Consider the following 26,136-nt stretch of genomic DNA (forward strand, 5'->3'; position numbering starts at 1 on the left):
GGGTCAGATGTACACCGTACCACGCAGGTACAATGCTGCCCGCCCGCTGATGATGACCCTGCCGTTGCCCGGTACCTCGCATTGCAGGTGCCCTTTGCGCGCACCACCCTGCTCGCAGCTGAGCAGCTGCTTGCCCAGGCGCTCGGCCCATATCGGCGCCAGAGAGGTGTGCGCCGACCCGGTCACCGGGTCTTCGTTGACGCCCACTCGCGGGCCGAACCAGCGGGTAACGAAATCAAAGCCGCGGCCTGCCGCCGTCACTGCGATGCCGCGCACGTCGAAGCGCGCCAGGGCGACGAAGTCCGGCTTCAAGCGATCGAGCAACAAGGCATCATCGATTACCACCACATAGTCATCGCTACGGAACACTGCCTGCGCCTGGCTCAGCCCAAGCGCCTGCAGCAGGCCCGCGGGAAGGTCTACGGCAACCGGCTGCCTGGCTGGAAAGTCCATGGCCAGCAGACCGTTGGCGCTGCGGCTGACCCGCAGTTCGCCACTGCGGGTGTTGAAGCGCAGCACCTGCGCCTGCTCACCCAACTGCTCGAACAGCACATAGGCCGACGCCAGGGTGGCATGGCCGCACAGGTCGACTTCGACCGTGGGGGTGAACCATCGCAGGTCGAAGGTTTCACCGTTACGCACGAAATAGGCAGTTTCCGACAGGTTGTTCTCTTCTGCGATGCGCTGCAGTACCTCGTCCGGCAACCAGCTTTCCAGCGGAATCACAGCGGCCGGGTTGCCACCGAAGGGCTCGGCGGAAAAAGCATCGACCTGGAAAATCTCGAGTTGCATGCAAACGCTCCTTATGGGCCGGGCAGTGCCGGAGGTATCGAATGGGTCAAGGTAGGACGGGGGTGAGCACCGGCTCACCGGCAAAGAACGCCTGCAAGTTGCGCAGCACCAAGGTTACCGTGTCGCGTGCCGCCTCTGGCGACTGGCCGGCCACATGGGGCGTGAGCACGGTATTGGCAAGGGCCTTGAGCGCATCCGGCACCTGTGGCTCGTCATCGAACACATCGAGCGCGGCACCGGCCAGTCGGCCCTGCTGCAGCGCGACAAGCAGCGCCTGGGTGTCGACTACGCTGGCGCGGGCGATGTTGACCAGGTAGCCCTTGGCGCCCAGTGCATCGAGCACCCGGGCATCGACCAGATGGCGGGTATCGGCACCGCCGGGGGTGGCCACCAGCAGGATGTCGACGGCCTCGGCCAGGTGCAGCGGGCTGTCGTACCAGGTGTAGGGCAGATCCTGGCGTGGCGTGCGGCTGTGGTAGCTGATGGGCATGTCGAAGCCCTGATGGGCGCGCCTGGCGATGGCCTGCCCGACCGCACCGAGGCCGAGGATGCCCAGGCGTTTGCCGGTCACCGAGGGGCTGATCACTCGGTTCCATTCGCCGTGGCGGATACTGGCATCGGCGCGGGGAATGTCACGCAGCAGCGCCAACAGCAAAGCCATGGCATGGTCAGCGACCGCGCTGGCATTGGCCCCGGCACCATTGGTGACAGTGATGCCGCGAGCGGCCGCGGCGGCCAGATCGACCTGCTCGTAGCCGGCGCCGATCACACAGATGATCTGTAATCTGGGCAGGGTCTGGATTTCGGCGGCAGTCAGGCCCAGCGGGCCGCGGGTGAGCACGGCATCGATTTCATTGGCGTGGTGTCGAATGGCTTCGGCGCGCAGTTGCGGTGAGGGGGCACGAATCAATTGGTAGCCAGCCTGCTCCAGCAGGGGCAGGTAATCGTCGACGGTTTCTACCAGAACCAGGACTGTCTTGCGCATGCCACCTCCGGATCAGTTCGAAGTGGCATTATGCGGAATCACTGACCAGTACAGTCAACCGAAATAATCAGGCACAACTGCACTGTTCTGCTCAGCACGGCTTCCTGCTCTTGCTTCTGCTCTACTGGGCGAATGCGCGCCCCAAACCACCCGGTACACCACTGCTGTCCGTTTCCTGCCATGGCCCGTTCGGGCTCAGCGACCAGCTCCAGCCGTTATCGTAGCGATAATAGGTACGCTGGCGGTAGAAGGTATTAGGTTGCTTCTCGAGCACGTATACACCCAGTTTCGGGTCCCAGTGGCTCGCTCCACCAGGCGGTGGCGCAAAGCTGGCCGAAGTGCGCGGCATCGGTTTGGGGATGGCCGCCGGCTTGCCTGGCGCAGTGGACGGTTGCCCACCCGGCGCCGGCTTGACCACCGGCCCCTGCTGCGGCAACCGCTCGATCGGCGGCTCCGGCTGCTCGTACGGCTCATGCACCGTACACGCAGACAAACCCAGGGCCAGGGTGATCAGGGTCAGGCGGACGGTGCTGTGCATGGCATTGCTCTCTTACGGGTCGGGGCTGTCGATGGTCAGGTGCTGGGTGGCCTGCGTGGCGCTGGGCAGTGGCACGCCCTGGCCAATCCACTCGCCATGGGTAGGCTGGCCTGCACGCGAGACCCGTGCAACCAGTTGGACTTCGGCAAAGTCGGACAGTTTCATCTGCGGCAGCATCGCGTCAGCATCGGACAACTCCACCTCGATCGGCAACTGCGCCACCGTCACCCGCTTGGCCGCCAATGGCATCGGCGGCCCGTTGCTGGCGCGGGCAAAGATGAACACCGTGTCGTCCGCCCTGACCTTGTCTTTCAACGCCGCCGCCAGCTCCACCCGCACCTTCAGACGCGCCGCCACCGGCGCAGGTTGCGCAGCCTGCCCCGACGAGCCGCCCAGGCGCTCGGCAGCGCGATTGATACCGCCCTGCAACGCCTCACGCGATGCGTCACCTTCCGGCAACTGGGCCAGCAAGCGCTTCCAGTAATCGATGGCCTCCTGGTAACGCTCGCCCTCGAAAGCGGCGATGCCACGCAGCCCCAGGCTGGTCACTTCATTGGGGTCGGTTTTCAGTGCCTCGTCAGTCAGCGCTTGCAACTGCGGGTTCCATTGCTTGCCTGCAGCGAAGTACAGCGCCTGGGCCCACTGCCCCAGCAGCTCGGGCTGGCGCCCGGCCAGGGCCACGGCGCGCTCGAAGGTGCGTGCCGCATCGGCAGGACGCTGTTCGGCCATGTAGGAACGCCCCAGGTAATACACCGCCTCGGCCGAGTCCGGCTGGGCTTGCACCACCCGTTCCAGGCGTGCCGTCATCTCCTCCATCGACTTGGGCGCCTCGGCGAACTCCTGGGTCAGTTCCACCCTGTCCGCCGCACCAAAATGCAAGTACAGCCCCAGTGCCATCAGTGGCACCAGCACCGCCGCCAATACTGGCAGGGCTTTGCCCAGGTGGCCCTGGCGGGCGACTTCGGCACCTTCGGTATCCGCCAGCAACTCGCGCGCGGCTTCGTCGCGGCCCTTGGCCATCTGCGCCTCGTCAAGCACGCCAGCGGCCTGCTGCGCCGCCAGTTCGTCGACACGCTCCTGGTACAGCGCCACGTTGAGGGCGGTGCGGTCTTCTTCCTGCTGCTGGCGCCGGCCACGCAGGATAGGGATCAGCAGGAAACCAAGGGCAGCGAGCAACAGCAGGCCCGCACTAAGCCAGAATTCAGTCATGGGTCTGTTCTTTTTCCAGCAGTTTGGCGAGACGCTCGCGTTCTTCGAGGGATAGCTCTGGCGCAGCCTGGGTGGCCGAGCCACGACGACGGCGGACGATCAGCGCCAACACCACGAAACCGCCGACCAGCAGAATCCCGGGGCCGAACCACAGCAACCAGGTGCGGCCACTGAGGGCCGGCTTGTAGCGCACGAAGTCGCCATAGCGGTCGACCATGAAGTCGACGATCTGCTGGTTGCTCTTGCCTTCGCCGAGCATGCGGAAGATTTCGCGGCGCAGGTCGGCGGCGATCGGTGCGTTGGAGTCGGCGATGTCCTGGTTCTGGCACTTGGGGCAGCGCAGCTCCTTGGTCAGTTGCTGATAACGCTCACGCTCGGCGTCGTCGCGGAACTGGTAGGTATCGATGGCCGCCTTGGCCACACCGGCCAGGCTGATGCCGAGCACGGCTGCTGCCAACCAGCGCTTCATGGCCTGGCCTCGTCAACCAGGCCCTGGTACAGCGGGGCGAGCTGCTGACGCCAGACATTGGCGTCGACGATGCCGACGTGCTTGTAGCGGATGATGCCCTTGGCGTCGATCAGGAAGGTCTCCGGCGCGCCGTAAACGCCCAGGTCCAGGCCCAGGCTCCCCTGCTCGTCACGGATATCCACCTGGTACGGGTTGTGGAATTCCGCCAGCCATTTCTGTGCGGCGGCATTGTCGTCCTTGTAGTTGATGCCGTGGATCACCACGCCCTGCTCGGCCAGCTGGTTGAGGTAAGGGTGCTCGACCTTGCACGACGGGCACCAGGTCGCCCACACGTTGACCAGTGCCGGGCGGCCCTGCAGGTCGGCCTGGGTCAGGGTGCGGTCGCCCTGGGTCGAGGCCAGGGAAAACGCCGGGAACGGCTTGCCGATCATTGCCGACGGCAGTTCGTCGGGCTTGAGGAACAGCCCCTTGTAGAGCACAACTGCCATCAGCAGGAACACCACCAATGGCACCACCATGATCCAACGCTTCATGCAGCTGCTCCAGACACGCCCAGGGCTTCACGCACCCGGGTCTTGACCTTGACGCGGTAACGCCGGTCGAGGGCCGCCAGCAATCCGCCCAGGCCGGTCAGCAGACCGCCCAGCCAGATCCAGCGGACATATGGCTTGATATGCACGCGCACTGCCCAGGCGCCGTTTTCCAGTGGCTCGCCAAGGGCGACGTACAGGTCGCGGGTGAAGCCGGCGTCGATGCCGGCTTCGGTCATCATCGACTGCTGCACGGTGTAGAGGCGCTTTTCCGGGTGCAGGGTGGTCACCTCACGGCCATCGCGGCTGACCACGATGGTGCCCTTGTCGGAGATGAAGTTAGGCCCTTCGAAGTGCCTCGCACCTTCGAACAGGAAGTGATAACCGCCAAGCTCGACGCTTTCGCCCGGGGCCATGCGCAGGTCGCGTTCGGCGCTGTTGTTGCTCGACAGCACCACGCCCAGCGCGCACACCGCCAGGCCCAGGTGCGCCAGCTGCATGCCCCAGTAGCTGCGCGAAAGGCCCAGCACGCCTTTGACCAAGCCCTTGTGGCGGGTCTTGTCGAAGATGTCGCGCAACCCGCCGAGCACCACCCAGGCAGCCAGGGCGAAGGCGCTCAGCGAGGGCCAGTCGAAATCATCGACGATGAAGCCGGCGACCGGCGCCAGCACTGCGCTGCCGATCAGTACCGGGGTCAGCATGCTCGCCAGCCATTTGCCGGGGGTGTCTTTCCAGCGCACCACCACGCCCACGCCCAGCACCACCATCAGCAGTGCCATCAACGGCAGGAACAAGGCATCGAAGTAAGGCGGGCCGACCGACAGCTTGGCCCCGCTGAGGGCGTCGAGTACCAACGGGTACAAGGTGCCGAGCAGGATCATCGAAGCAGCCACCACCAGGATCAGGTTGTTGGCCAGCAGCAAGGTTTCCCGCGACCACAGGGCAAAGCCGACCTGGCTCTTGACCACCGGCGCACGCACGGCGAACAAGGTCAGCGAACCGCCAACCACGAACAGCAGGAAGATCAGGATGAACACACCACGCGCCGGGTCGGCGGCGAACGCGTGCACCGAGGTCAACACGCCGGAACGGACCAGGAAAGTGCCCAGCAGGCTCAGCGAGAACGCGGCAATTGCCAGCAGCACCGTCCAGCTCTTGAACACCCCGCGCTTTTCCGTCACTGCCAGCGAGTGGATCAGCGCGGTGCCCACCAGCCAGGGCATGAACGAGGCGTTCTCGACCGGGTCCCAGAACCACCAGCCGCCCCAGCCCAGTTCGTAGTAGGCCCACCACGAGCCCAGGGTGATCCCGACGCCGAGGAAGGCCCAGGCGACGATGGTCCACGGCCGCGACCAGCGCGCCCAGGCGGCGTCCAGGCGCCCGCCGAGCAGTGCGGCGATGGCGAAGGCAAAGGCCACCGAGAAACCGACGTAGCCCATGTACAGCATCGGCGGGTGCACGATCAGGCCGAAGTCCTGCAGCAGCGGGTTGAGGTCGCGGCCATCGGTCGGTACCTGAGGCAGCAGGCGCTGGAACGGGTTGGAGGTGATGATCAGGAAGCTCAGGAAACCGACGCTGATCATGCCCATCACCGCCAGCACACGGGCCAGCATCGGCTGTGGTAGCTGGCGCGAGAAGATCGACACGGCGAAGGTCCAGCCGCCGAGGATCAGCGCCCAGAGCAACAACGAGCCTTCATGGGCGCCCCAGACGGCGCTGAACTTGTAATACCACGGCAAGGCGCTGTTGGAGTTGCTGGCCACATAGGCGACCGAGAAGTTGTCGCTCATGAAGGCGTGGGTCAGGCAGGCGAAGGCGAAGGCCAGGAAGGCGAACTGGCCCCAGGCCGCCGGGCGCGCCAGGCTCATCCACAGGCTGTCGTTACGCCAGGCGCCGAGCAGCGGCAACGTAGCCTGCACGGCAGCAAAGCAGATCGCCAGGATCATGGCCAGCTGGCCGAGCTCGGGTATCATCAGCGCCGCGTTCATGGCCTGGCCTCCATGCCGCCAGCCGCCTGGCCGCTTTCCTTCAGCGCCTTGGTGACCTCGGGCGGCATGTACTTCTCGTCGTGCTTGGCCAGCACTTCATCGGCCACCACCACGCCGTCGCCATTGAGCTTGCCGAGGGCGACGATCCCCTGCCCTTCACGGAACAGGTCCGGGAGGATGCCGCGGTAGGTGATCGGCACGGACTTGTTGAAGTCGGTGACCACGAAGCGCACGTCGAGCGAATCGGCAGAACGTTGCACCGAGCCCTTCTCGACCATGCCGCCAGCGCGAATGCGCGTGTCCAGCGGTGCCTCGCCGTTGGCGATCTGGGTCGGGGTGTAGAACAGGTTGATGTTCTGCTGCAGTGCGCTCAAGGCAAAGCCGACGGCAACCCCGACGCCGACCAGCAGGCCGACGATGAGCAACAGGCGTTTCTTGCGCTGCGGATTCACTGGTTGTTCTCCCGGCGCAAACGGCGCGCCTCATCTTGCAGGTAGCGACGGCGGGCCAGCACGGGGGCGGCAACATTCAGCCCCAGCACTGCCAGGCAGATGCCATAGGCCGTCCACACGTACAGGCCATGGTGGCCCATGGCGAGAAAGTCACCGAAGGTGGCAAAACTCATCGTGCGGCCCTCTGCCCCAGGCTGTTCAATACTTCCTCCTTGACCCAACTGGCGCGGGCCTCGCGCTTGAGCACTTCGAGGCGCATGCGCAGCAGCAGCACCGCACCAAAGAAGCAGTAGAAGCCCAGCGCCGTGCACAGCAACGGCAGCCACATTTCTGCAGGCATCGCCGGTTTTTCCGTGAGGGTGAAGGTGGCGCCCTGGTGCAGGGTATTCCACCACTCCACCGAATACTTGATGATCGGGATGTTTACCACGCCGACAATCGCCAGCACCGCACAGGCCTTGGCCGCACTGTCACGATTACTGATCGCCTGGCCCAGCGCAATAATGCCGAAGTACAGGAACAACAGTATGAGCATGGACGTGAGGCGGGCATCCCAGACCCACCAGCTGCCCCAGGTCGGCTTGCCCCAGATGGCGCCAGTGACCAGCGCCACGGCGGTCATCCAGGCGCCGATGGGCGCGGCGCACTGCAGGGCGACGTCGGCCAGTTTCATCTTCCACACCAGCCCCACCACCCCGGCCACGGCCAGCAGCACGTAGCAGGATTGCGCCAGCATTGCCGCCGGCACATGGATGTAGATGATGCGGAAGCTGTTGCCCTGCTGGTAATCCTGCGGGGCGAAGGCCAGGCCCCAGGTGATGCCGACCAGCAGCAGCAGCACGGCAGCCCCTGCAAGCCACGGCAGCATGCGGCCGCTGATGGCATAGAACCATTTTGGGGAGCCCAGCTTGTGGAACCACGTCCAGCTCATTTTCATCAGGGTACATCCAGGGTATTGGCCGGGCTTGAAAGCCCGGGACTCGTTATTCGCCGACGCTGATCTTCAGGCCGGCCGCTATCGCAAAGGGTGCCAGGGTCACGGCCAGCGCCGTGAGGCTGGCCAGCCAGAGCAGGTGGCCGGTTGCCGGCATATTCTGCAACGCCGCTTGCAACGCACCACTGCCCAGGATCAATACAGGGATATACAACGGCAGAATCAGCAATGCCAGCAGCAAACCACCGCGCTTCAGCCCTACTGTCAGCGCCGCACCTACCGCGCCCAGCAGGCTCAGTACCGGCGTGCCCAGCAGCAACGAACCGAGCAGCACCGGCAGGCAATGACTCGGCAGGCCCAGCATCAGCGCCAGCAACGGCGCCAACAATACCAGCGCCAGCCCGGAAAAGATCCAGTGCGCCAGCACCTTGGCCAGCACCAGCAAGGCCAGTGGATGCGGCGACAGCACCCATTGCTCCAGCGAGCCGTCCTCGAAATCGCTGCGGAACAGGCCGTCCAGCGACAACAGTACCGCGAGCAGTGCCGCCACCCAGACCAGCCCTGGCGACAAGGTTTGCAACAATTGGCTTTCCGGGCCGACCGCCAGCGGGAACAACGCCACCACGATGGCAAAGAACACCAACGGGTTGGCCAGCTCGGCCGGGCGGCGGAACAGCAGCCGCGCTTCGCGGCGCAACAACAGGATGAATACGCTCATGCCGCCCATTGCCCCAGGTTCAGTTCACGGTAACCGGAGGGCTTGCGTACCAGGGTATGGTGGGTGGTCAGCACCACCGTACCGCCCTGCTCGCAGTGCGCCGCCAGGTGGGCTTCAAGCTGCGCCACGCCTTGCTTGTCCAGGGCGGTGAAGGGTTCGTCGAGAATCCATAGTGGCGGGCTGGCCAGGTACAGCCGGGCCAGCGCCACGCGGCGCTGCTGGCCAGCCGACAGGGTGTGGCAGGACACGTCTTCGAAACCGCGCAGACCCACCGCTGCGAGTGCCGCCCAGATGGCATCGGGGGTGGCCGGCTGATGCAGCGCGCCGAGCCAGCTGAGGTTCTCCTCGGCGGTGAGCAGGTCCTTGATGCCCGCCGCATGGCCGATCCACAACAGGATGCTGGCCAGAGCATGGCGCTGCTCGCCGAGCGGCTGCCCGCCCAGCAGAATCTGCCCGGCGGTGGGCTGCATCAGCCCGGCCAACAGGCGCAGCAGGCTGGTCTTGCCACTGCCGTTTGGGCCGCTGATCTGCAGCATGTCGCCGGGGCGTAGCTCGAAATCGAGGTGCTCGAACAGCAGGCGCAAGTCGCGCTCGCAGGCCAGGCCCACGGCTTGGAGGTGAAGGGTCACGGATTCGCCTTATCTAGATGCTTCTCAAGTCGCCCCCCTTGCTGCCGTTATACTGGCTATGGCGGGCGACCTGCATTATTGCATGTGCGGCCACGCTGCCAAGAGGGCGGGCTCCACAGGTTGTATACAATCATGACTGAAATCAATAGTCTTGGCGCACAAACTGCGGTCAATGCGCAGGCACTCAAGGCCCAGATGACCGCCGCACTGCTCGACCTGGCCCAGCCCCAGCCGGGCCTGCTCAAGCCCGGCGAAACCGCTCAGGCCGAGGTATTGTCGATGCGCCAGAGCGGAACTGCCTTCCAGCTGGTGCTGCAGGTGATCCAGGCCAACGGCAGCCAGACCCAGCTCCAGGCTACCACCAGCCAGCCGATTCCGCAGGGTAGCCAGGTCACGGTCAGCCAGCCTGAAAGCAATCGCCTGGCCATCCTCTTGCAACAGGCCAGCGCCAGCAATGTCGCCACCCTGACCCGGCTCGACACCAGCCAGGTGGCAGTCGGTACCCTGCTGCAAGGCAAGGTGCTGACCAACCAGCCACTGCCGGTGCACCCCGGCGAAACGGCCAGCTTCCGCTCACTGGTCAGCCTGCTCAACAGCGCCCAGGCCGGTGCCATCCTGACCATCGACAGCCCGCGCCCGCTGCCGATCGGCAGCCTGCTCAGCGCCGTGGTCCAGGGTGACCAGTCACTGCGCTTCGTACCGCTGAGCGGTCGCCAGGAACAATTGAACATCGCCCAGCAACTGCTTACCCAGCAAGGCCGCCAGGCGTCCCTGCCCGGCCTGCTGAACGCCTTGCAACAGATTGCCAACGGCCAGGGCAGCGACAGCGCGCTGCGCAGCACCGCCAATAACCTGCTCGCCAGCCTGGCGGATGCCCGCCAGCTCAGTGACGGCAAAGCGCTTGCCCAGGCCATCAACAACAGCGGTACCTTCCTCGAGGCCAAGCTGCTCGGCGGCCTGAGCGCGAGCGTCGCCACCGACCTCAAGGCGCAACTGGTGCGGCTGGTAGCCCAGGCATCGGTCAATGCCCCGGCCAACCCGGTAATCGCCACAACGTCCCTGGCCCAGGCATTGCCGGCCATGGCTCGCAGCGCGTTGGGCATGCTCGACCGGGTCAGCCCACGGACACCGCCGGGTGCCTTCCCGCTGCCATCGCGTTTGCTCCAGGCCATGGAGAACGAAGGCGACCTGCAACAATTGCTGCGCCTGGCCGCTGCTGCCATCTCGCGACTGCAGAGCCACGCGCTGAGCAGCCTGCAACAATCCGGTACGTTGGAAAACGGCAACCTGCAGACTACCTGGCAGACCGAAGTCCCGGTCCGCCACGGTCAGGAGTTCATCCCCCTGCAAGTGAAGCTGCAGCGCGAAGAAACCCCGGAGCAACAGGCCGAACGCCAGCAGCGTGAACAGCCCGACCCGCTGCAGGCACTATGGCGGGTGGACCTGGCCTTCGACCTGGCCCCGCTGGGCCCGCTGCAGGTCCAGGCGCAGTTGGCACAGGGACGCCTCTCTGGCCAGTTGTGGGCCGAGCGTGAACAGACCGCGCGGCTGATCGAGAGCCAGCTCGGCGACTTGCGCGCCCGCCTGCTGGCACGTGGCCTGGAGGTCGGCGACCTGGAGTGCCAGCCGGGCATCCCGCCACAAGGCCCGCACACGCGGATAGAACAGCGCTGGGTAGACGAAACCGCATGATCGACAGACAACCGCGCCAAGCCATCGCCTTGAGCTACGACGGCGAGCGAGCCCCGACCCTGACCGCCAAGGGTGACGACGACCTGGCCGAGGCCATCCTGGCGCTTGCCCGCGAACATGAAGTGCCGATCTACGAAAACGCCGAACTGGTACAACTGCTGGCGCGCCTGGAGTTGGGCGAGCAGATTCCCGAGGCCCTGTACCTGACCATTGCCGAGATCATCGCTTTCGCCTGGCAGTTACGCGGCAAAGTACCCGCCGGCTTCAGCGACGAACCCGGCGCGCCCCGTGACATCACCCCGGTAGCCGCCCTGTTGCCTGCTGATCAGCGCCGGTAGTTATCTACCACCTCTGCCGGCGCCAGCCGTTCAGCCTTGCCGTTCTTTCCAACGAGCAAGGCGAATAGCATGCCCACCAGCCGCATCAACACCGCCGGCGTGAACTACGTCCGCGAGCATCTCAACCACATCCCCCGCCCGGACCGCGAAGCCAACCGGGCAATCCGTCAATGGCTCAAGCAGCAAGGCCATGACGTCGACCCCGAACAGGTCGATGTCGTGACCCTGCACTACCGCCCCGATGCCAGCGGCGGCCACCTGGCGGCCATTACCCAGTGCCTCGGCTTGCCGCAAGCATTGTTGAGCAATTGGCAAGGGGAGTCCGACAACGACCTGTTCGGTGCCCTGCTTGGCGCCCCTTGGGCTGGCAGGCTGCCCGAGGGCCCGCTGCAGCTGGTCGACACGCTGCCTGCGCCCGGCATCAATCACTATGGCGCCGCCTACTCGGTGTTCAATGGCCTGTTCCGCCGCACCAAGCCACAACGTTATGACGCCTCGACGCACCTGCCGATCGCGGCCGAAGCCTTTCAGCGCTTCATCCACGACCTGGATTTCCATGCGCCGTTCAAGGCGCAGCTCGACCGCTACTGGCGCGACCACTTGCCCGATCACCGCCTGGTCAGCAAGCTCAACTTCATTGCCGCCTGCAACAAGCAGGTCGCCGAAGGCAGCCTGAGCGAAGCGGCCAGGAAACTGGCATGGCAAGCCGCAGGGCTGATGCCGCGCAGCGAAAAGCTGCGCCTGAGCACCCTGAGCATCTATGGCTACGCCGCTACCGACATCCTCTATCTGAATGCCAGGGCCAGCGACCTGACCCTGTTGTACATTCCCGGCAACAGCTCACCGCTGCTGGAATTCGCCAGCGAAAATGCCATGAAGGACTGGGTCGGACAACAATGCAAGGAGCCCGCCAGGCGGTTGGCCCTGAAGCAGCACTTTCGCCTGGCCGACTGCCCGCAAGGCCTTGACTTCAGCGGGCTGGATACCGCCCTGGAAGGCCTGGCGGAATACCCCGCCAGCCATCGGCTGCCACCCGAGCACGGCTATTTCAACGACGACGGCACCTGGCCACCACGAACCTACGTCAACTACCGCCCTCGCAAGTACAACCCGAGGATTACCGGCGACCTGTTCCAGGCGTTGGCCGAACGCCAACGCCAGCGCAGTTACGATGATGCCGACTTCCTCATCACCCGTGATAGCCAGGTCAGCAAGGCCCGATGGCTCGGTTACCTGACCACTACGCTCAATCTGCTGGCACCGCTGTGCCTGGTAGTGCCAGGCCTGGCACCGCTGTTGGCCGTGGGTGGCATCGCGCAGCTGGGCCTGGGGTTGGACCAGGCAATCAACGGCAAGTCGCTGAAGGACCAGGAAGCCGGTGTCGGCAACATCACCTGGGGCCTGTTCAATGCCGTGCCGCTGGCCATCGCCGGTGCCAGCAGGGCCAAGGCACTGTTCGAATTCAAGACCGACGGTTTCGTACCGCCAGTACGGCTGAACGAGCAGATCGGTTACCCATTGAGCCCAGTCTCGCCACCCCGGTTCCCCGAGCCTGAAGGGGCGCGCTACTTCCATACCCCTGAGCCCATCGCGCCATTGCCGGGAGGCGACCAGGCCATCGCCGATTCGGTTATCCGCACGCCGCTCTACACCGGTGATGTCGATAATTTCGATGCCAGTATCGATACCTATAATGCACGGGTGGTCTACGACCTGGAGCGCGATGTATTCATTCGCGAGGAGGATCTGAATGAGGTCGAGCCAGTCGGCTACATAGCAACGGTTGGACAGCGGGACCTGCAGCCTGTGCGCAGCCCTCGTACAGTCACCCACGCCATGCGCAGCCGCAGCCTGCGCGCACTGGGCATTGACCTGGCACTGCCCGTGGAGATCCCGAGCTTGGCCAGCGCAAGCCAGGCGATTCCCAAGCAGGTTAGCTGCCTCTGGGTCGGCGACAAGGTCATCGCCCCGGAACTGCTGGCCAACCTGGGCAAGAATGCAGCCAGGATCAGAAACAGCGAGTACACCCTGCGCCTGTTTCTTTCCAGTGCCGTGCCTGAAACCTATGCCGAAAACCTGCGCCTGCTGGCTGAGCAAGCCCCGGATCTGCAAGTACTGCCACTGGAAGAGCAAGCGTTTTTCCGGGCGTTTCGCCAAAGCCGGTACTACGCCCAGTACGACGCTGCGCTGGATGGCAACGGGGGCATTGCCAGCAACTACTCATCTGCCTCCGACGTTCTACGCTACCCGATGCTGCATCACGAAGGGGGGCTGTACATGGATGTCGACGACACGCTGTTGGACACTGGCGAAACCATCGACCAGGTCGAACTGCGCACCACCCAAGACGGCTTGCTGCTGGCCCCCCCGATGTCCAACGAGAAAATGGGCATGAATTGCCTGTACAACACCAGCCTGATCGGCAGCCACGCCGGCAACCCGACCCTGGAAGCCATCTCCGAGGAAATGCTTGCACGGTACCAGCTCAACCAGGATTTCTACGACAGCAGGCCCAGCCTGGCCGATGACCCGGCGAACTTCTACCGGTATGCCAACCGCCTCAGTCACATGACCGGCCCGGCCATGCTCAGCGATGTGGTCGATCGCCATCTGCCGGCGCTACGCACCTTGCGCCAGGTCGTCAACCTGTATGGCATGCCGCGGATCAACGCCTACCGCTTCGTCGACCTGCCGCAAAGCCAGGCGGCAATGCGCACGCTGCTACCGCTCAACCGCTTCGCCGAGGTGGGTGGCAATCATTCGTGGAGCAGGCCGTAATCGTGAAAAAACGGGCGGCTTGCGTCGCCCGCCTCATCAACCGTTGCGGTGCAGCTTGCTCATCAGCTCGGCCTCGGCCTGCGTCAGGCCACAGCTTTCAGTCAGTTCGGCGACGCTGGCGCCCATGCCCACCAGCTTGGCGGCCTGGGTGAAGGTGACGTTACCGGGGTCGCGTTGCTCAAGCTGCTGGATCCGGTCCGGCAGCGGGGCCACCGACAGGCTCAACGCATGCAGCGCCTCACCCATGCGCACGGTACCGTTCTGGTAATCGTCCAGGCGCTTGGCCAGGTCCTTGATGCGCTGGTCACGCAGCGCATCACCCACGGCCTGCTGCGCGGCAAGCTCGCGTTGGCGCTTGCTGTAGTTGAGGAAAAACCACAGGCTCACAGCCCAGACCAGCGCCAGGAAGATGACAGCAACCTCTAGGATCAACTCAGATATTCTCCAGCTCGGACCACTCTTCCTCGGTCATCATCTTGTCCAGTTCAACCAGGATCAGCAGCTCACCGTTCTTGTTGCACACGCCCTGGATGAACTTGGCCGACTCCTCATTGCCCACGTTCGGCGCGGTCTCGATCTCGGACTGGCGCAGGTACACCACCTCGGCCACGCTGTCGACCAGGATACCGACCACTTGCTTGTCGGCCTCGATGATGACGATGCGGGTGTTGTCGGTGACTTCGGTTGGCATCAGGCCAAAGCGCTGACGGGTATCGATCACCGTTACCACGTTGCCGCGCAGGTTGATGATACCCAGCACGTAGCTTGGCGCACCCGGCACCGGGGCGATCTCGGTATAGCGCAACACTTCCTGCACCTGCATCACGTTGATGCCGTAGGACTCATTGTCCAGACGGAAGGTAACCCACTGCAGGATCGGATCTTCGGAACCTTGTGCAGACGACTTTTTCATTCCCCTACCCTCAAAATCCGCCACTGGCGGTGTGTTCGGTGTCATTGCTGTTTTGCGTGCAGCTGCTTGACCGCGCCGCTGGCGATCAACTCTGCCAGTGCGGCGACGTCAAGCAGTGCACACATGTGTTCGATAACCGTGCCGGCCAGCCACGGGCGCTGGCCGCGCTGGCTGCGCCACTTGATCTCCGACGGGTCCAGGCGCAGCGAGCGGCTGACCTGGTGCACGGCCAGCCCCCATTCGTAGCCCTGCACGGAGATCACGTACTGCAGGCCCTGGCGAAAATCGTCGCGGTAGCGGTCAGGCATCACCCAACGCGCCGTGTCCAGCACCTTCAGGTTGCCGGCCTGGCAGGTCAGGATGCCCAGGAACCACTCAGGCTGGCCGAACAAGGGCGTCAGCTCCTGGCCGGCCAGCGAGTAGATCGAGCCCAGGCATACCAGTGGCACCGCCAGGGTCAGGCCGGCGACATCGAACAACAGGCATTCGAATGGCTCGGCGGCCCAGGCCGGGCGGCCATCGACGCTGGCCGGCGGCACGGGCGGGTTGGGCGCCGGCAGGTGCACATCCACCAGTGGCATCGCCACCGCGGGATGCTCTTCGACCAGTACCGGGATGCTGGCCTCGACCAAGATCTCACGCTCGACCACCGACACCACCGGGGGCTCCACCGGTACCACGCTGGGCAACACCGCTGGCGCAGGCTCGGCGAACGGCCGTTGCGCGGGGTTTGCAGCAGCCTCGACCAACACAGGCCTGACCTGCTGGCGGGCATCGCGCGCCTGTTCTTCCCGCACCGCTGCAGCGAACTCGTCTGCCGCTGCTGGTGCAGCGAACAGTTCTTCGGCCTCGGTGGCGTCCTGCAGCAGGCCGTCAAGGTAGGATTGCAGGGCCATCTGTGGCCGGCTGCTGGTTTGCCGTGTCTCGCTCATCAGGCCACCTGCGCCGCAGTCTTGTAGGTAAGCAGGTGCTTGAGCAGCGCCCGGTAAGCCACCAGACCGCGACTCTTGCTGTCGAATTGCGAGGGCGTGACGCCCTTGCGGCTGGCATCGCGCAGGCGTGTGTCCACCGGGATATAGCCCGGCCACACATGCTGGCCGTAGCTGTCACGCAGTTGCTTGAGCGTACCCAGCGAGGCCTGGGTACGGCGGTCGAACAGGGTCGGCACAATCTGGTACGGCAACGCCTGCTTGCGGGAGCGATTGACCATGGCCAGGGTGCCGACCATGCGCTCCAGGCCCTTGACTGCGAGAAACTCGGTCTGCACCGGAATCACCAGCTGCTGGCTGGCAGCCAACGCGTTGACCATCAGCACGCCGAGCAAGGGCGGGCTGTCGATCAGGGCGAAGTCGAAATCCTGCCACAGCTGCGCCAGACTCTTGGCGATTACCAGGCCGAGGCCGTTCTGCCCCGGCGACTGGCGTTCCAGCACGGCCAGCGCGGTGCTCGACGGCAACAGCGAAATGCGCTCGTCACTGGTGGGCAACAGCAATTGCCCGGGCAGGCCCTCGGGCACCGCGCCCTTGTGCAGGAACAAGTCGTAGCAGCTGTGTTCCAGGGCATCCGGGTTGTGCCCGAAGTAACTGGTCATCGAGCCGTGCGGGTCGAGGTCGACGACGACCACACGCTTGCCGGCCTCGGCCAGCAGGCCGGCCAGGGCGATGGTAGTGGTGGTCTTGCCGACGCCACCTTTTTGATTGGCTACTGCCCAGACTCTCATAGGACAACTTCTATCTCGTTGATTTTGCAAGCGGCTGTGGGAGCGGTACCCGTTAACACCGGCCTGGCCGGTGCCATGCACCGTGCAGCCGTTTTCGCGGGTGAACCCGCTCCCACAGCGGCGGCAATTTCGCGAACCTGTTTACAGTGACAGAGAATTGACGAGTTACTGCCCCGCCACCGTTGCTGGCGTTGAAGGTGCACTTTGTGTGCCAGCCCGGCGCAATGCCGCATCCGGCTTGGCATTGGCGCTACCCGAGCCGGTCAGGCTGCGGCGCACTTCGAGGTTGCGGGAAATCACCAGCACCACCCGGCGGTTGCGCGCGCGGCCTTCAGCCGTGTCGTTGCTGGCCACCGGCTGGTACTCGCCGTAGCCCACCGAAGCCATGCGCGCCGGGTCGACGCCTTCCATGGCCAGCAGGCGCACGATGCTCGCCGCCCGTGCCGACGACAGCTCCCAGTTGGTCGGGTACTGCGCGGTGCGAATCGGCAGATTGTCGGTAAAGCCTTCGACGTGCACCGGGTTGGCGAACGGTTTGAGAATGCCGGCCACCTTCTCGATGATGGCGAATGCCTGATCGCTGGGCATGGCATCGCCGCTGCCGAACAGCAACGAGGAATTGAGCTCGATCTCGATCCACAATTCATTGCCGCGTACGGTCATCTGGTCGCTGCTGATCAGGTCGCCAAAGGCATCGCGCACGTCATCGCTGATGGTCTTCAGCGGGTCGCTGCTGGTCGCCGCCAGGCCCGCTTCGGTCTGTTCGCTGTCCTTGACCAACGGCTCGGCCGGGCGAACGCTCAGCGGCCGCTCGTCGCCAATGGGGATCGGCTTCATGCTGCGCTCGGGGTCGTTGAAGACGCCGAGCAAGGCCTGGGAAATGACCTTGTACTTGCCCTCGTTGATCGAGGAGATCGAGTACATCACCACGAAGAAGGCGAACAGCAAGGTGATGAAGTCGGCGTACGACACCAGCCAGCGTTCGTGGTTTTCGTGTTCCTCGGCATGACGACGGCGACGCATGGTTTACTCCATGAAGCCTTGCAGCTTCAGCTCGATAGAGCGCGGGTTCTCACCTTCGGCAATCGACAGCAAGCCTTCGAGCAGCATCTCACGGTAACGCGACTGGCGCATGACGGTAGCCTTCAGCTTGCTGGCGACCGGCAGCAACACAAGGTTGGCGCTGGCCACGCCGTAGATGGTGGCGACGAAGGCCACGGCAATGCCGTTGCCCAGTTGCGACGGGTCCGCCAGGTTGCCCATCACGTGGATCAGGCCCATCACCGCACCGATGATGCCGATGGTCGGTGCATAGCCCCCCATGCTCTCGAACACCTTGGCGGCCTGGATATCACGGCTTTCCTGGGTCAGGAAATCGACTTCGAGGATGCTGCGGATGGCCTCCGGTTCAGCGCCGTCCACCAGCAGCTGCAGGCCCTTGCGGGCATACGGGTCGGGTTCGGCATCGGCCACCCCTTCCAGCCCCAGCAGGCCTTCCTTGCGTGCGGTCAGGCTCCAGTTGACCACGCGGTCGATGCCGCCGGCCAGGTCGACCCGTGGCGGGAACAGGATCCAGCGCAGGATCTGCAAGGCGCGCTTGAACGATGCCAACGGCGACTGCAGCAAGGCCGCCGCCAGGGTGCCGCCCAGCACGATCAGCGCCGCCGGGCCATTGATCAGCGCGCCGACATGGCCGCCTTCGAGGAAGTTGCCACCAACGATGGCAACAAAAGCGAGGATCAGGCCGATCAGGCTCAGCACGTCCATCAGACGCACGCCTCCACCAGTTGCTTGCCGATTTCGTCCAGGCTGTACACCGCGTCGGCAAGGTTGGCCTTGACGATGGCCATGGGCATGCCATAGATCACGCAGCTGGCTTCATCCTGGGCCCAAACCGTGCTGCCGCCCTGTTTGAGCAGGCGCGCACCTTCACGGCCATCGGCGCCCATGCCGGTGAGCACCACCGACAGCACCTTGTCGCCATACGACTTGGCCGCCGAGCCAAAGGTGATGTCCACGCACGGCTTGTAGTTCAGGCGCTCGTCGCCGGGCAGGATCTTCACCGCGCCACGGCCGTCGATCATCATCTGCTTGCCACCCGGCGCCAGCAGTGCCAGGCCGGGGCGCAGCAGGTCGCCGTCCTCGGCTTCCTTGACGCTGATGCGGCACAGCTTGTCCAGGCGTTCGGCAAAGGCCTTGGTGAACGCCGCAGGCATGTGCTGGATCAGCACGATCGGGGCCGGGAAATTGGCGGGCAGCTGGGTCAGCACACGCTGCAGGGCAACCGGGCCACCAGTGGAAGTACCAATGGCCACCAGCTTGTAAGGCTTGCGCTTGGGCGCCGGTGAATGCGCTGATGCCGCAGCCGGGGCGGTCACCCGGGCAGGCACGGGAGTGCGCGCCGGGGCCGGGCTGGCGAAGCTGCTGGCAGGCGTCGGCGTAGCCACTGGCGCTGGGCTGGCGTAGCTGCCAAAGCGGCGGTTGCTGCGGGAAATGGTATGCACCTTCTCGCACAGCAGTTGCTTGACCTTGTCGGGGTTGCGCGAGATGTCCTCGAAGTTTTTCGGCAGGTAATCGACCGCGCCGGCGTCCAACGCATCGAGGGTGACACGGGCGCCTTCATGGGTCAGCGACGAGAACATCAACACCGGTGTCGGGCAGCGCTGCATGATGTGCCGCACCGCCGTGATGCCGTCCATCATGGGCATTTCGTAGTCCATGGTGATGACATCGGGCTTGAGCGCCAGCGCCTGGTCGATTGCTTCCCTGCCGTTGGTCGCGGTACCCACCACCTGGATCGTTGGATCCGCCGCGAGGATTTCCGAGACGCGGCGGCGGAAGAAACCGGAATCATCCACCACCAGGACCTTGACTGCCATAAACACTCCGTTAGGCGGCGCAACCGGCCAGGGTGCGCCACCGAAATCAAATACGCCGTGCGGCGTAACGCTTGAGCATGCTCGGGACGTCGAGAATCAACGCGATGCGACCGTCGCCGGTGATGGTGGCCCCGGACATGCCCGGGGTGCCCTGCAGCATCTTGCCCAGCGGCTTGATTACCACTTCTTCCTGGCCAACCAGTTGATCGACGACAAAGCCGATGCGCTGGGTGCCGACCGAGAGGATCACCACATGGCCTTCGTGCTGCTCTTCGTGCACCTGGCCCTGGACCAGCCAGCGCTTGAGGTAGAACAGCGGCAATGCCTTGTCGCGCACGATCACCACTTCCTGGCCGTCGACCACATTGGTGCGCGACAGGTCGAGATGGAAGATCTCGTTGACGTTGACCAGCGGGAAGGCGAACGCCTGGTTGCCCAGCATCACCATCAGGGTGGGCATGATCGCCAGGGTCAGCGGCACCTTGATGACGATCTTCGAACCCTGGCCCTTGGCCGAGAAGATGTTGATCGAGCCGTTGAGCTGGGAGATCTTGGTCTTCACCACGTCCATGCCGACACCACGGCCGGACACATCGGAAATCTCCGTCTTGGTCGAGAAGCCCGGGGCGAAGATCAGGTTGTAGCAGTCCGACTCGCTCAGGCGCTCGGCGGCGTCCTTGTCCATCAGGCCCTTCTCCACGGCCTTGGCACGCAGGATGTTGGGGTCCATGCCCTTGCCGTCGTCGGAAATCGACAACAGGATGTGGTCGCCTTCCTGTTCGGCCGACAGCACCACCCGGCCAGTACGCGGCTTGCCAGCGGCCTCGCGCTCCTCAGGCATTTCCACGCCATGGTCGACCGCGTTGCGCACCAAGTGCACCAGCGGGTCGGCCAGGGCTTCGACCAGGTTCTTGTCGAGGTCGGTATCCTCCCCGACCAGCTCCAGGTTGATCTCTTTCTTCAGCTGCCGGGCCAGGTCACGCACCAGGCGCGGGAAGCGGCCGAAGACTTTCTTGATCGGCTGCATGCGGGTTTTCATCACCGCGGTCTGCAGGTCGGCGGTGACCACGTCGAGGTTGGACACGGCCTTGGACATGGCCTCGTCGCCGCTGTTCAGGCCCAGGCGCACCAGGCGGTTACGCACCAGCACCAGTTCGCCGACCATGTTCATGATCTCGTCCAGGCGCGCGGTGTCGACCCGCACAGTGGTTTCCGCTTCGCTGGCAGCGTGCTTGTCGGCAGCCGGGGCCGCAGCGCGTGGCGCCGCGGCAGGCTTGCTGGCGGGCGCAGGTGCGGCAGCTGCAGCAGGCTTGGCCACCGGCTGGCTGTCAGCCTTGGGCGCAGCCGGCGCCTGCACCTTGGCTGCGGCAGGGGCTTCGGCAGCGGCCACCTCGCCGCTGAACTTGCCCTTGCCGTGCAACTGGTCCAGCAGCGCCTCGAACTCGTGCTCGCTGATTTCGTCGCCACCGGCAGCGGGCTCGGCAGCGGCAGGCGCAGGGGCCTTGGCCGCCGGCAAGGCATCGGCCTGGAACGTGCCCTTGCCATGCAGCTGGTCGAGCAGCGATTCGAATTCGGCGTCGGTAATTTCGTCGCCGGCCGCTTCCGGCGCGCTGGCGACCGCTGGCGCGGCAAGTTCGGCACTGAACTGGCCTTTGCCGTGCAACTGGTCGAGCAACGATTCGAACTCGGCATCGGTGATTTCGTCACCTTCAGCGCTGACGGTCTCGCCGTGCAGCTGCTCGTCGGCCGCTGCCTGGGCCTTGACCGCATCGAGCGAATCGAGCAACTGCTCGAACTCGCTGTCGGTGATGTCCTGCTCCGCGGCGGCAGCCTCGACCACCGGCTCCGGCGTCGCCGCAGCAGGCGCTTGGGCTTCTTGCGCAGCGCCCGGCTCGGCCAGACGCGACAAAGCCGCCAGCAACTCGGGGGTGGCCGGGGTCACTTCGCTGCGCTCGCGCACCTGGCCAAACATGCTGTTGACCGTATCCAGTGCCTCGAGCACCACGTCCATCAGTTCCGCATCGACCCGGCGCTCACCCTTGCGCAGGATGTCGAAGACGTTCTCGGCGATATGGCAGCACTCCACCAGCTCGTTCAGCTGGAGGAAGCCGGCGCCCCCTTTAACAGTGTGGAAACCGCGAAAGATCGCATTGAGCAGGTCGGCATCGTCGGGTCGGCTTTCCAGCTCGACCAGTTGCTCGGACAGTTGCTCAAGAATTTCGCCGGCTTCTACCAGGAAATCCTGGAGGATTTCTTCATCGGCGCCGAAGCTCATCAAAGGTGCTCCTTAAAAACCCAGGCTGGACAGCAGATCATCGACATCGTCCTGACCGGACACGACGTCTTCACGCTTATCGGCATGAATCTGCGGACCTTCACCCCGAGTCGGATGTTTTTCTCGATCTTTTTCTGCGCGCAGTTGATCGTGGTCATGCTGGATGCCGGCAAAGCGGTCGACCTGGCTGGCCATCAGCACCAGTTTCAGCAGGTTGCTTTCCACCTCGGTCACCAGCGCGGTGACACGTTTGATCACCTGGCCGGTCAGGTCCTGATAGTCCTGGGCCAGCAGAATGTCGTTGAGGTGGCCGGCGACCTTGCGGTTACCTTCCGCGCTGTGCGTCAGGAAACTGTCAACGCGTTTCACCAGGTCACGGAACTCCGGCGCAGCGACCTCGCGACGCATGAAGCGTTGCCAGTCACTACTCAGGGCCGTGGCCTCGCTGGCCAGGTCGTTGAGCACAGGCGTGCTTTCCTCGACCAGGTCCATGGTGCGGTTGGCCGCGCCTTCGGTAAGCCTGACCACGTAGGACAGGCGCTCGGTGGCGTCGGTTATCTGCGACACCTCCTCGGCCTGCGGCATGGTCGGGTCGATCTGGAAACTGACGATGGCGCTGTGCAACTCGCGGGTAAGCTTGCCGACTTCCTGGTACAGGCCACGGTCGCGGGTCTGGTTCAGTTCGTGGATCAGCTGTACCGCCTCGCCGAAACGGCCGTGCTCGAGGCTCGCGACCAATTCCTGGGCATGCTTCTTCAGGGTCGATTCGAACTCGCCCAAAGACGTTTGTGATGAATCCATGGCGCCCCCCTGACGTGACTCAGCCGTTGACGCGTTCGAAGATCTTCTCGATCTTCTCTTTGAGCACCTGGGCGGTGAACGGCTTGACCACATAGCCATTGACGCCGGCCTGGGCCGCTTCAATGATCTGGTCGCGCTTGGCCTCGGCGGTCACCATCAGTACCGGCATGGCTTTCAGTTTGTCGCTGGCACGGACTTTACGCAGCAGGTCGATGCCGGACATGCCGGGCATGTTCCAGTCGGTCACCAGGAAGTCGTAATGGCCGTTTTCCAGCATCGGCAGCGCCGTGGTGCCGTCATCGGCTTCTTCGGTGTTGGTGAAGCCCAGATCACGCAACAGGTTCTTGATGATCCGCCGCATCGTCGAAAAGTCGTCAACGATGAGGATTTTCATGTCTTTGTTCAAGTAGACCTCCAAGCAGTCTCAAACACGCCCGGCTGCGAGCGCGCATTCAATCAAATCGGTGCAACATGGAAAACGCACGTGGAAAACGACTGCAACGACACCGGGTTCAACGCGCCCGCCATTCCCCAAGGCGGCTGCGCAGGCGCGCGGCACACTGGCTGTGCAACTGGCTGACCCGCGACTCGCTGACCCCAAGCACCTCACCGATCTCCTTGAGGTTCAGCTCTTCGTCGTAGTACAGCGCCAGCACCAGGCGCTCACGCTCCGGCAGGTTGGCAATGGCCTCGGTCAGGGCAGCCTGGAAGCGCTCGTCCTCCAGGCCACGTGCAGGCTCGACATGGCCGCTGGCGCCATCTTCATGCAGCCCTTCGTGCTCGCCGTCCTGCAACAGGTCGTCAAAGCTGAACAGGCGGCTGCCCAAGGTGTCGTTCAAGATCCCGTAGTAATCATCGAGACTCAACTGGAGTTCGGCAGCAACTTCATGATCTTTAGCGTCACGCCCGGTTCTGGCCTCCACGGCACGCATCGCGTCACTGACCATGCGCGTGTTGCGGTGCACCGAACGCGGTGCCCAGTCACCCTTGCGCACCTCGTCGAGCATGGCCCCGCGAATACGGATGCCGGCGTAGGTCTCGAAGCTGGCACCCTTGCTGGCGTCGTACTTGTTGGCCACTTCCAGCAGGCCGATCATGCCGGCCTGGATCAGGTCCTCGACCTGCACGTTGGCCGGCAAGCGCGCCAACAGGTGGTAGGCGATACGCTTGACCAGCGGGGCATAGCGCTCGATCAGCTCGTACTGGGCGTCTTTCGATGCTCGGCTGTACATCTTGAAACCACTCGCATTCATAACACAGGTCCCGCGCTGGTGGGCTGCACCAGGCGCTCGACAAAGAATTCCAGGTGACCACGCGGGTTGGCCGGCAGCGGCCAGCTGTCAACCTTCTGCGCAATCGCCTTGAATGCCAGGGCACACTTGGAGCGCGGGAAGGCTTCGTAGACGGCGCGCTGCTTCTGCACGGCCTTGCGCACGCATTCGTCATACGGCACGGCGCCCACGTACTGCAGGGCGACATCGAGGAAGCGGTCGGTGACCTTGGTCAGCTTGGCGAACAGGTTGCGCCCTTCCTGCGGGCTCTGCGCCATGTTTGCCAGCACCCGGAAGCGGTTCATGCCGTAGTCGCGGTTGAGCAGCTTGATCAGGGCGTAGGCATCGGTGATGGATGTGGGTTCGTCGCAGACCACCAACAGCACTTCCTGGGCGGCGCGGACGAAGCTGACTACCGAGTCACCGATACCGGCAGCGGTGTCGATGACCAGCACGTCGAGGTTGTCGCCAATTTCGCTGAACGCCTGGATCAGCCCGGCATGCTGGGCCGGCGCCAGGTGCACCATGCTCTGCGTGCCCGAGGCCGCCGGCACGATGCGCACGCCGCCAGGGCCCTGCAGCATCACGTCACGCAGCTCGCAGCGCCCTTCGATGACATCGGCCAGGGTCCGCTTGGGGGTGAGGCCAAGCAGCACGTCGACGTTGGCCAGGCCCAGGTCGGCGTCAAGCAGCATGACCCTGCGGCCAAGCTCGGCCAGCGCCAGGGACAGGTTCACTGAAACGTTAGTCTTGCCGACGCCACCTTTGCCACCGGTCACGGCGATCACCTGTACGGGATGCATGCTACCCATGTCTGTTATTTACCTTGTCTCGCTGGGACCCAGGCCACACGTGGGGCAATTCTGCGTACCCCTTGGCATAGCTACCTTGCACACGCTTCATCATCAACCCGCTCGTCGTGGGTTGTGATAGAGATCAGCGAACATTTCGGCCATGGCCTCTTCGCTGGGCTCGTCCTGCTGCTGCACATTGACCGCGCGAGTGACCAACTGGTGCCCGCGCGGCAGGTGCAGGTCGTCAGGAATGCGCGGCCCATCGGTCAGGTAGGCCACTGGCAGTTCATGACTGATGGCAAGGCTCAAGACGTCACCAAGGCTTGCCGTTTCATCGAGTTTGGTCAGGATGCAGCCGGCCAGGCCACAGCGCTTGTAGCTGTGGTAGGCGGCGGTCAGCACCTGCTTCTGGCTGGTGGTGGCCAGGACCAGGTAGTTCTTCGCGGCGATGCCGCGCCCGGCCAGGGTTTCCAGTTGCATGCGCAGGGCCGGGTCGCTGGCCTGCAGGCCGGCGGTATCGATCAGCACCACGCGCTTGCGCAGCAGCGGCTCCAGCGCTGCAGCCAGCGACTGGCCCGGGTCAACGTAAGTCACCGGCACGTTGAGGATGCGACCCAGCGTCTTGAGCTGCTCCTGAGCACCGATGCGGAAGCTGTCCATGCTCACCAACGCCAGGTTCTGCGCGCCGTACTTGAGCACGTAACGGGCGGCCAGCTTGGCCAGGGTGGTGGTCTTGCCCATCCCGGCAGGGCCGACCATGGCGATCACACCGCCCTCCTCGATCGGCTCGATCTCGGGGATTTCGATCATGCGCGCCAGGTGCGCCAGCAGCATGCGCCAGGCCTGGCGTGGCTCATCGATGCCAGCGGTCAGGTCCAGCAGTTCGCGGGCGATCGGGCCGGACAGGCCGATGCGCTGCAGGCGCCGCCAGAGGGTGGCCTGCTGTGGCTTGCTACCTTGCAGCTGGTTCCAGGCCAACGAGCCGAGCTGCACTTCCAGCAGCTCGCGCAGGCCGGACAGCTCGGAGCGCATGGCATCGACCAGGCGCGCATCGACCGGCGCCGCAGCCGGGGCTGCAGCAGCAGGCTCGGGGGCGTCGACGTGCGGTTCGATCAACGGTTCGGCAGCAGTCAGCGACTGCCCGGCGAACAATTGGCGGTTGTTGTCGCTGCTGTCCGGGCGCGGGTCGAGCTCGGCGCGGGCAGTGGCGATGCGCGTATGGGTCTTGCGCAGCTCTTCTTCCAGCTCGGCATTGGGCACCCGCGGGGCCAGGGCGGACAGCTTGTAGTCCAGCGCAGCCGTCAGCTCGACACCTCCGGCGATGCGGCGGTTGCCAATGATGGCGGCGTCAGCGCCCAGCTCATCGCGGACCAGCTTCATGGCCTGACGCATATCGGCGGCGAAAAATCGCTTAACTTGCATTATCCACTA

Annotated in this window: 28 protein-coding genes; 3 read left to right on the forward strand and 25 right to left on the reverse strand. The window is 64.4% G+C overall.

Going from position 1 to position 26,136, the window contains the following annotated elements:
• Window positions 1–3: 3 nt before the first annotated feature.
• The 12 genes from B4L76_RS07245 to ccmA form a co-directional block, all read right to left on the reverse strand.
• Window positions 4–792, reverse strand: coding sequence for a PhzF family phenazine biosynthesis protein (locus B4L76_RS07245; protein ID WP_296231483.1), 789 nt, complete (start codon window positions 790–792; stop codon window positions 4–6).
• Between the two features lie 46 nt (window positions 793–838).
• The gene (locus B4L76_RS07250) at window positions 839–1,777 is read right to left on the reverse strand and encodes a 2-hydroxyacid dehydrogenase (protein ID WP_296231486.1); all 939 of its coding nucleotides are present in this window, start codon (window positions 1,775–1,777) and stop codon (window positions 839–841) included.
• 121 nt (window positions 1,778–1,898) lie between these two features.
• Entirely contained in the window at window positions 1,899–2,315 is a 417-nt protein-coding gene (locus B4L76_RS07255) for a hypothetical protein (protein ID WP_296231488.1), read from the reverse strand.
• A 12-nt stretch (window positions 2,316–2,327) separates the two neighbouring features.
• Complete coding sequence (gene ccmI, locus B4L76_RS07260; RefSeq protein ID WP_296231490.1) at window positions 2,328–3,524, reverse strand: c-type cytochrome biogenesis protein CcmI; 1,197 nt, start codon at window positions 3,522–3,524, stop codon at window positions 2,328–2,330.
• Window positions 3,517–3,993: a cytochrome c-type biogenesis protein gene (locus B4L76_RS07265; RefSeq protein WP_296231491.1), complete on the reverse strand. Its 477-nt coding sequence runs from the start codon at window positions 3,991–3,993 to the stop codon at window positions 3,517–3,519. The genes ccmI and B4L76_RS07265 overlap by 8 nt, the downstream gene beginning before the upstream one ends.
• Window positions 3,990–4,526: a DsbE family thiol:disulfide interchange protein gene (locus tag B4L76_RS07270; RefSeq protein ID WP_296231493.1), complete on the reverse strand. Its 537-nt coding sequence runs from the start codon at window positions 4,524–4,526 to the stop codon at window positions 3,990–3,992. Before B4L76_RS07270 ends, B4L76_RS07265 begins: the two co-directional genes overlap by 4 nt.
• Window positions 4,523–6,496, reverse strand: a complete 1,974-nt coding sequence (locus tag B4L76_RS07275; protein ID WP_296231638.1) for a heme lyase CcmF/NrfE family subunit — start codon at window positions 6,494–6,496, stop codon at window positions 4,523–4,525. Before B4L76_RS07275 ends, B4L76_RS07270 begins: the two co-directional genes overlap by 4 nt.
• An 11-nt stretch (window positions 6,497–6,507) precedes the next feature.
• Complete coding sequence (gene ccmE, locus B4L76_RS07280) at window positions 6,508–6,963, reverse strand: cytochrome c maturation protein CcmE (protein ID WP_170031058.1); 456 nt, start codon at window positions 6,961–6,963, stop codon at window positions 6,508–6,510.
• On the reverse strand, window positions 6,960–7,136 hold the full coding sequence (gene ccmD / locus B4L76_RS07285; protein ID WP_225778653.1) for a heme exporter protein CcmD: 177 nt from the start codon (window positions 7,134–7,136) through the stop codon (window positions 6,960–6,962). Before ccmD ends, ccmE begins: the two co-directional genes overlap by 4 nt.
• Window positions 7,133–7,900: a heme ABC transporter permease gene (locus tag B4L76_RS07290; RefSeq protein ID WP_296231497.1), complete on the reverse strand. Its 768-nt coding sequence runs from the start codon at window positions 7,898–7,900 to the stop codon at window positions 7,133–7,135. Before B4L76_RS07290 ends, ccmD begins: the two co-directional genes overlap by 4 nt.
• A gap of 46 nt (window positions 7,901–7,946) precedes the next feature.
• The gene (ccmB, locus tag B4L76_RS07295; RefSeq protein WP_013973563.1) at window positions 7,947–8,624 is read right to left on the reverse strand and encodes a heme exporter protein CcmB; all 678 of its coding nucleotides are present in this window, start codon (window positions 8,622–8,624) and stop codon (window positions 7,947–7,949) included.
• Window positions 8,612–9,244: a cytochrome c biogenesis heme-transporting ATPase CcmA gene (gene ccmA, locus B4L76_RS07300; protein WP_296231500.1), complete on the reverse strand. Its 633-nt coding sequence runs from the start codon at window positions 9,242–9,244 to the stop codon at window positions 8,612–8,614. Before ccmA ends, ccmB begins: the two co-directional genes overlap by 13 nt.
• Window positions 9,245–9,376: 132 nt before the next feature.
• On the opposite strand from ccmA, the gene B4L76_RS07305 reads away from it, so the two are divergent.
• The 3 genes from B4L76_RS07305 (at window position 9,377) to B4L76_RS07315 (ending at window position 14,052) form a co-directional block, all read left to right on the forward strand.
• Window positions 9,377–10,936, forward strand: a complete 1,560-nt coding sequence (locus B4L76_RS07305) for a flagellar hook-length control protein FliK (protein ID WP_296231502.1) — start codon at window positions 9,377–9,379, stop codon at window positions 10,934–10,936.
• Window positions 10,933–11,274: an EscU/YscU/HrcU family type III secretion system export apparatus switch protein gene (locus tag B4L76_RS07310; RefSeq protein WP_296231503.1), complete on the forward strand. Its 342-nt coding sequence runs from the start codon at window positions 10,933–10,935 to the stop codon at window positions 11,272–11,274. Before B4L76_RS07305 ends, B4L76_RS07310 begins: the two co-directional genes overlap by 4 nt.
• 69 nt (window positions 11,275–11,343) lie before the next feature.
• Window positions 11,344–14,052, forward strand: coding sequence for a dermonecrotic toxin domain-containing protein (locus B4L76_RS07315; RefSeq protein WP_296231505.1), 2,709 nt, complete (start codon window positions 11,344–11,346; stop codon window positions 14,050–14,052).
• Window positions 14,053–14,088: 36 nt separating this feature from the next.
• Here B4L76_RS07315 and B4L76_RS07320 read toward each other — a convergent pair whose 3' ends face one another.
• From B4L76_RS07320 to flhF, 13 genes are all read right to left on the reverse strand, one after another.
• Complete coding sequence (locus tag B4L76_RS07320) at window positions 14,089–14,484, reverse strand: DUF2802 domain-containing protein (RefSeq protein ID WP_296231507.1); 396 nt, start codon at window positions 14,482–14,484, stop codon at window positions 14,089–14,091.
• Window position 14,485: 1 nt separating this feature from the next.
• Complete coding sequence (locus B4L76_RS07325; protein WP_003254393.1) at window positions 14,486–14,965, reverse strand: chemotaxis protein CheW; 480 nt, start codon at window positions 14,963–14,965, stop codon at window positions 14,486–14,488.
• Window positions 14,966–15,006: 41 nt separating this feature from the next.
• A complete protein-coding gene (locus B4L76_RS07330) occupies window positions 15,007–15,897 on the reverse strand; it encodes a CheW domain-containing protein (protein WP_296231527.1) in 891 nt (296 codons plus the stop codon).
• A complete protein-coding gene (locus B4L76_RS07335; protein WP_296231529.1) occupies window positions 15,897–16,685 on the reverse strand; it encodes a ParA family protein in 789 nt (262 codons plus the stop codon). The genes B4L76_RS07330 and B4L76_RS07335 overlap by 1 nt, the downstream gene beginning before the upstream one ends.
• Before the next feature lie 165 nt (window positions 16,686–16,850).
• A complete protein-coding gene (gene motD, locus B4L76_RS07340) occupies window positions 16,851–17,708 on the reverse strand; it encodes a flagellar motor protein MotD (RefSeq protein WP_296231530.1) in 858 nt (285 codons plus the stop codon).
• Between the two features lie 3 nt (window positions 17,709–17,711).
• Complete coding sequence (locus tag B4L76_RS07345) at window positions 17,712–18,452, reverse strand: flagellar motor protein (RefSeq protein ID WP_225778662.1); 741 nt, start codon at window positions 18,450–18,452, stop codon at window positions 17,712–17,714.
• Window positions 18,452–19,564: a protein-glutamate methylesterase/protein-glutamine glutaminase gene (locus B4L76_RS07350; protein WP_296231532.1), complete on the reverse strand. Its 1,113-nt coding sequence runs from the start codon at window positions 19,562–19,564 to the stop codon at window positions 18,452–18,454. The genes B4L76_RS07345 and B4L76_RS07350 overlap by 1 nt, the downstream gene beginning before the upstream one ends.
• A gap of 46 nt (window positions 19,565–19,610) precedes the next feature.
• Window positions 19,611–21,839: a chemotaxis protein CheA gene (locus B4L76_RS07355; protein WP_296231534.1), complete on the reverse strand. Its 2,229-nt coding sequence runs from the start codon at window positions 21,837–21,839 to the stop codon at window positions 19,611–19,613.
• Window positions 21,840–21,851: 12 nt separating this feature from the next.
• The gene (locus B4L76_RS07360; RefSeq protein ID WP_296231536.1) at window positions 21,852–22,640 is read right to left on the reverse strand and encodes a protein phosphatase CheZ; all 789 of its coding nucleotides are present in this window, start codon (window positions 22,638–22,640) and stop codon (window positions 21,852–21,854) included.
• 19 nt (window positions 22,641–22,659) lie between these two features.
• The gene (locus B4L76_RS07365; RefSeq protein WP_225778666.1) at window positions 22,660–23,034 is read right to left on the reverse strand and encodes a chemotaxis response regulator CheY; all 375 of its coding nucleotides are present in this window, start codon (window positions 23,032–23,034) and stop codon (window positions 22,660–22,662) included.
• A gap of 118 nt (window positions 23,035–23,152) precedes the next feature.
• Complete coding sequence (gene fliA / locus B4L76_RS07370) at window positions 23,153–23,893, reverse strand: RNA polymerase sigma factor FliA (protein WP_225778667.1); 741 nt, start codon at window positions 23,891–23,893, stop codon at window positions 23,153–23,155.
• Window positions 23,890–24,732 carry a flagellar synthesis regulator FleN gene (fleN, locus tag B4L76_RS07375; protein ID WP_170034241.1) on the reverse strand — a complete coding sequence of 281 codons (843 nt, stop codon included), beginning with the start codon at window positions 24,730–24,732 and terminating at the stop codon, window positions 23,890–23,892. Before fleN ends, fliA begins: the two co-directional genes overlap by 4 nt.
• A gap of 84 nt (window positions 24,733–24,816) precedes the next feature.
• Window positions 24,817–26,127: a flagellar biosynthesis protein FlhF gene (gene flhF, locus B4L76_RS07380; protein WP_296231539.1), complete on the reverse strand. Its 1,311-nt coding sequence runs from the start codon at window positions 26,125–26,127 to the stop codon at window positions 24,817–24,819.
• Window positions 26,128–26,136: the final 9 nt, after the last annotated feature.

This window comes from Pseudomonas sp. UBA4617, from assembly GCF_002386445.1.
Taxonomy (GTDB): domain Bacteria; phylum Pseudomonadota; class Gammaproteobacteria; order Pseudomonadales; family Pseudomonadaceae; genus Aquipseudomonas.

What these genes read in the sequence shown, in the direction of transcription:
- B4L76_RS07250 (WP_296231486.1), bottom strand. Translation starts at nt 1,777, where the DNA reads ATGCGCAAGACAGTCCTGGTTCTGGTAGAAACCGTCGACGATTACCTG.
- B4L76_RS07315 (WP_296231505.1), top strand. Translation starts at nt 11,344, where the DNA reads ATGCCCACCAGCCGCATCAACACCGCCGGCGTGAACTACGTCCGCGAG.
- B4L76_RS07310 (WP_296231503.1), top strand. Translation starts at nt 10,933, where the DNA reads ATGATCGACAGACAACCGCGCCAAGCCATCGCCTTGAGCTACGACGGC.
- B4L76_RS07265 (WP_296231491.1), bottom strand. Translation starts at nt 3,993, where the DNA reads ATGAAGCGCTGGTTGGCAGCAGCCGTGCTCGGCATCAGCCTGGCCGGT.
- B4L76_RS07245 (WP_296231483.1), bottom strand. Translation starts at nt 792, where the DNA reads ATGCAACTCGAGATTTTCCAGGTCGATGCTTTTTCCGCCGAGCCCTTC.
- B4L76_RS07360 (WP_296231536.1), bottom strand. Translation starts at nt 22,640, where the DNA reads ATGGATTCATCACAAACGTCTTTGGGCGAGTTCGAATCGACCCTGAAG.
- fliA (WP_225778667.1), bottom strand. Translation starts at nt 23,893, where the DNA reads ATGAATGCGAGTGGTTTCAAGATGTACAGCCGAGCATCGAAAGACGCC.
- ccmB (WP_013973563.1), bottom strand. Translation starts at nt 8,624, where the DNA reads ATGGGCGGCATGAGCGTATTCATCCTGTTGTTGCGCCGCGAAGCGCGG.
- B4L76_RS07365 (WP_225778666.1), bottom strand. Translation starts at nt 23,034, where the DNA reads ATGAAAATCCTCATCGTTGACGACTTTTCGACGATGCGGCGGATCATC.
- B4L76_RS07355 (WP_296231534.1), bottom strand. Translation starts at nt 21,839, where the DNA reads ATGAGCTTCGGCGCCGATGAAGAAATCCTCCAGGATTTCCTGGTAGAA.
- ccmD (WP_225778653.1), bottom strand. Translation starts at nt 7,136, where the DNA reads ATGAGTTTTGCCACCTTCGGTGACTTTCTCGCCATGGGCCACCATGGC.
- flhF (WP_296231539.1), bottom strand. Translation starts at nt 26,127, where the DNA reads ATGCAAGTTAAGCGATTTTTCGCCGCCGATATGCGTCAGGCCATGAAG.
- motD (WP_296231530.1), bottom strand. Translation starts at nt 17,708, where the DNA reads ATGCGTCGCCGTCGTCATGCCGAGGAACACGAAAACCACGAACGCTGG.
- B4L76_RS07305 (WP_296231502.1), top strand. Translation starts at nt 9,377, where the DNA reads ATGACTGAAATCAATAGTCTTGGCGCACAAACTGCGGTCAATGCGCAG.
- B4L76_RS07335 (WP_296231529.1), bottom strand. Translation starts at nt 16,685, where the DNA reads ATGAGAGTCTGGGCAGTAGCCAATCAAAAAGGTGGCGTCGGCAAGACC.
- B4L76_RS07255 (WP_296231488.1), bottom strand. Translation starts at nt 2,315, where the DNA reads ATGCACAGCACCGTCCGCCTGACCCTGATCACCCTGGCCCTGGGTTTG.
- B4L76_RS07290 (WP_296231497.1), bottom strand. Translation starts at nt 7,900, where the DNA reads ATGAAAATGAGCTGGACGTGGTTCCACAAGCTGGGCTCCCCAAAATGG.
- B4L76_RS07270 (WP_296231493.1), bottom strand. Translation starts at nt 4,526, where the DNA reads ATGAAGCGTTGGATCATGGTGGTGCCATTGGTGGTGTTCCTGCTGATG.
- B4L76_RS07345 (WP_225778662.1), bottom strand. Translation starts at nt 18,452, where the DNA reads ATGGACGTGCTGAGCCTGATCGGCCTGATCCTCGCTTTTGTTGCCATC.
- B4L76_RS07330 (WP_296231527.1), bottom strand. Translation starts at nt 15,897, where the DNA reads ATGAGCGAGACACGGCAAACCAGCAGCCGGCCACAGATGGCCCTGCAA.
- B4L76_RS07325 (WP_003254393.1), bottom strand. Translation starts at nt 14,965, where the DNA reads ATGAAAAAGTCGTCTGCACAAGGTTCCGAAGATCCGATCCTGCAGTGG.
- ccmI (WP_296231490.1), bottom strand. Translation starts at nt 3,524, where the DNA reads ATGACTGAATTCTGGCTTAGTGCGGGCCTGCTGTTGCTCGCTGCCCTT.
- B4L76_RS07350 (WP_296231532.1), bottom strand. Translation starts at nt 19,564, where the DNA reads ATGGCAGTCAAGGTCCTGGTGGTGGATGATTCCGGTTTCTTCCGCCGC.
- B4L76_RS07275 (WP_296231638.1), bottom strand. Translation starts at nt 6,496, where the DNA reads ATGATACCCGAGCTCGGCCAGCTGGCCATGATCCTGGCGATCTGCTTT.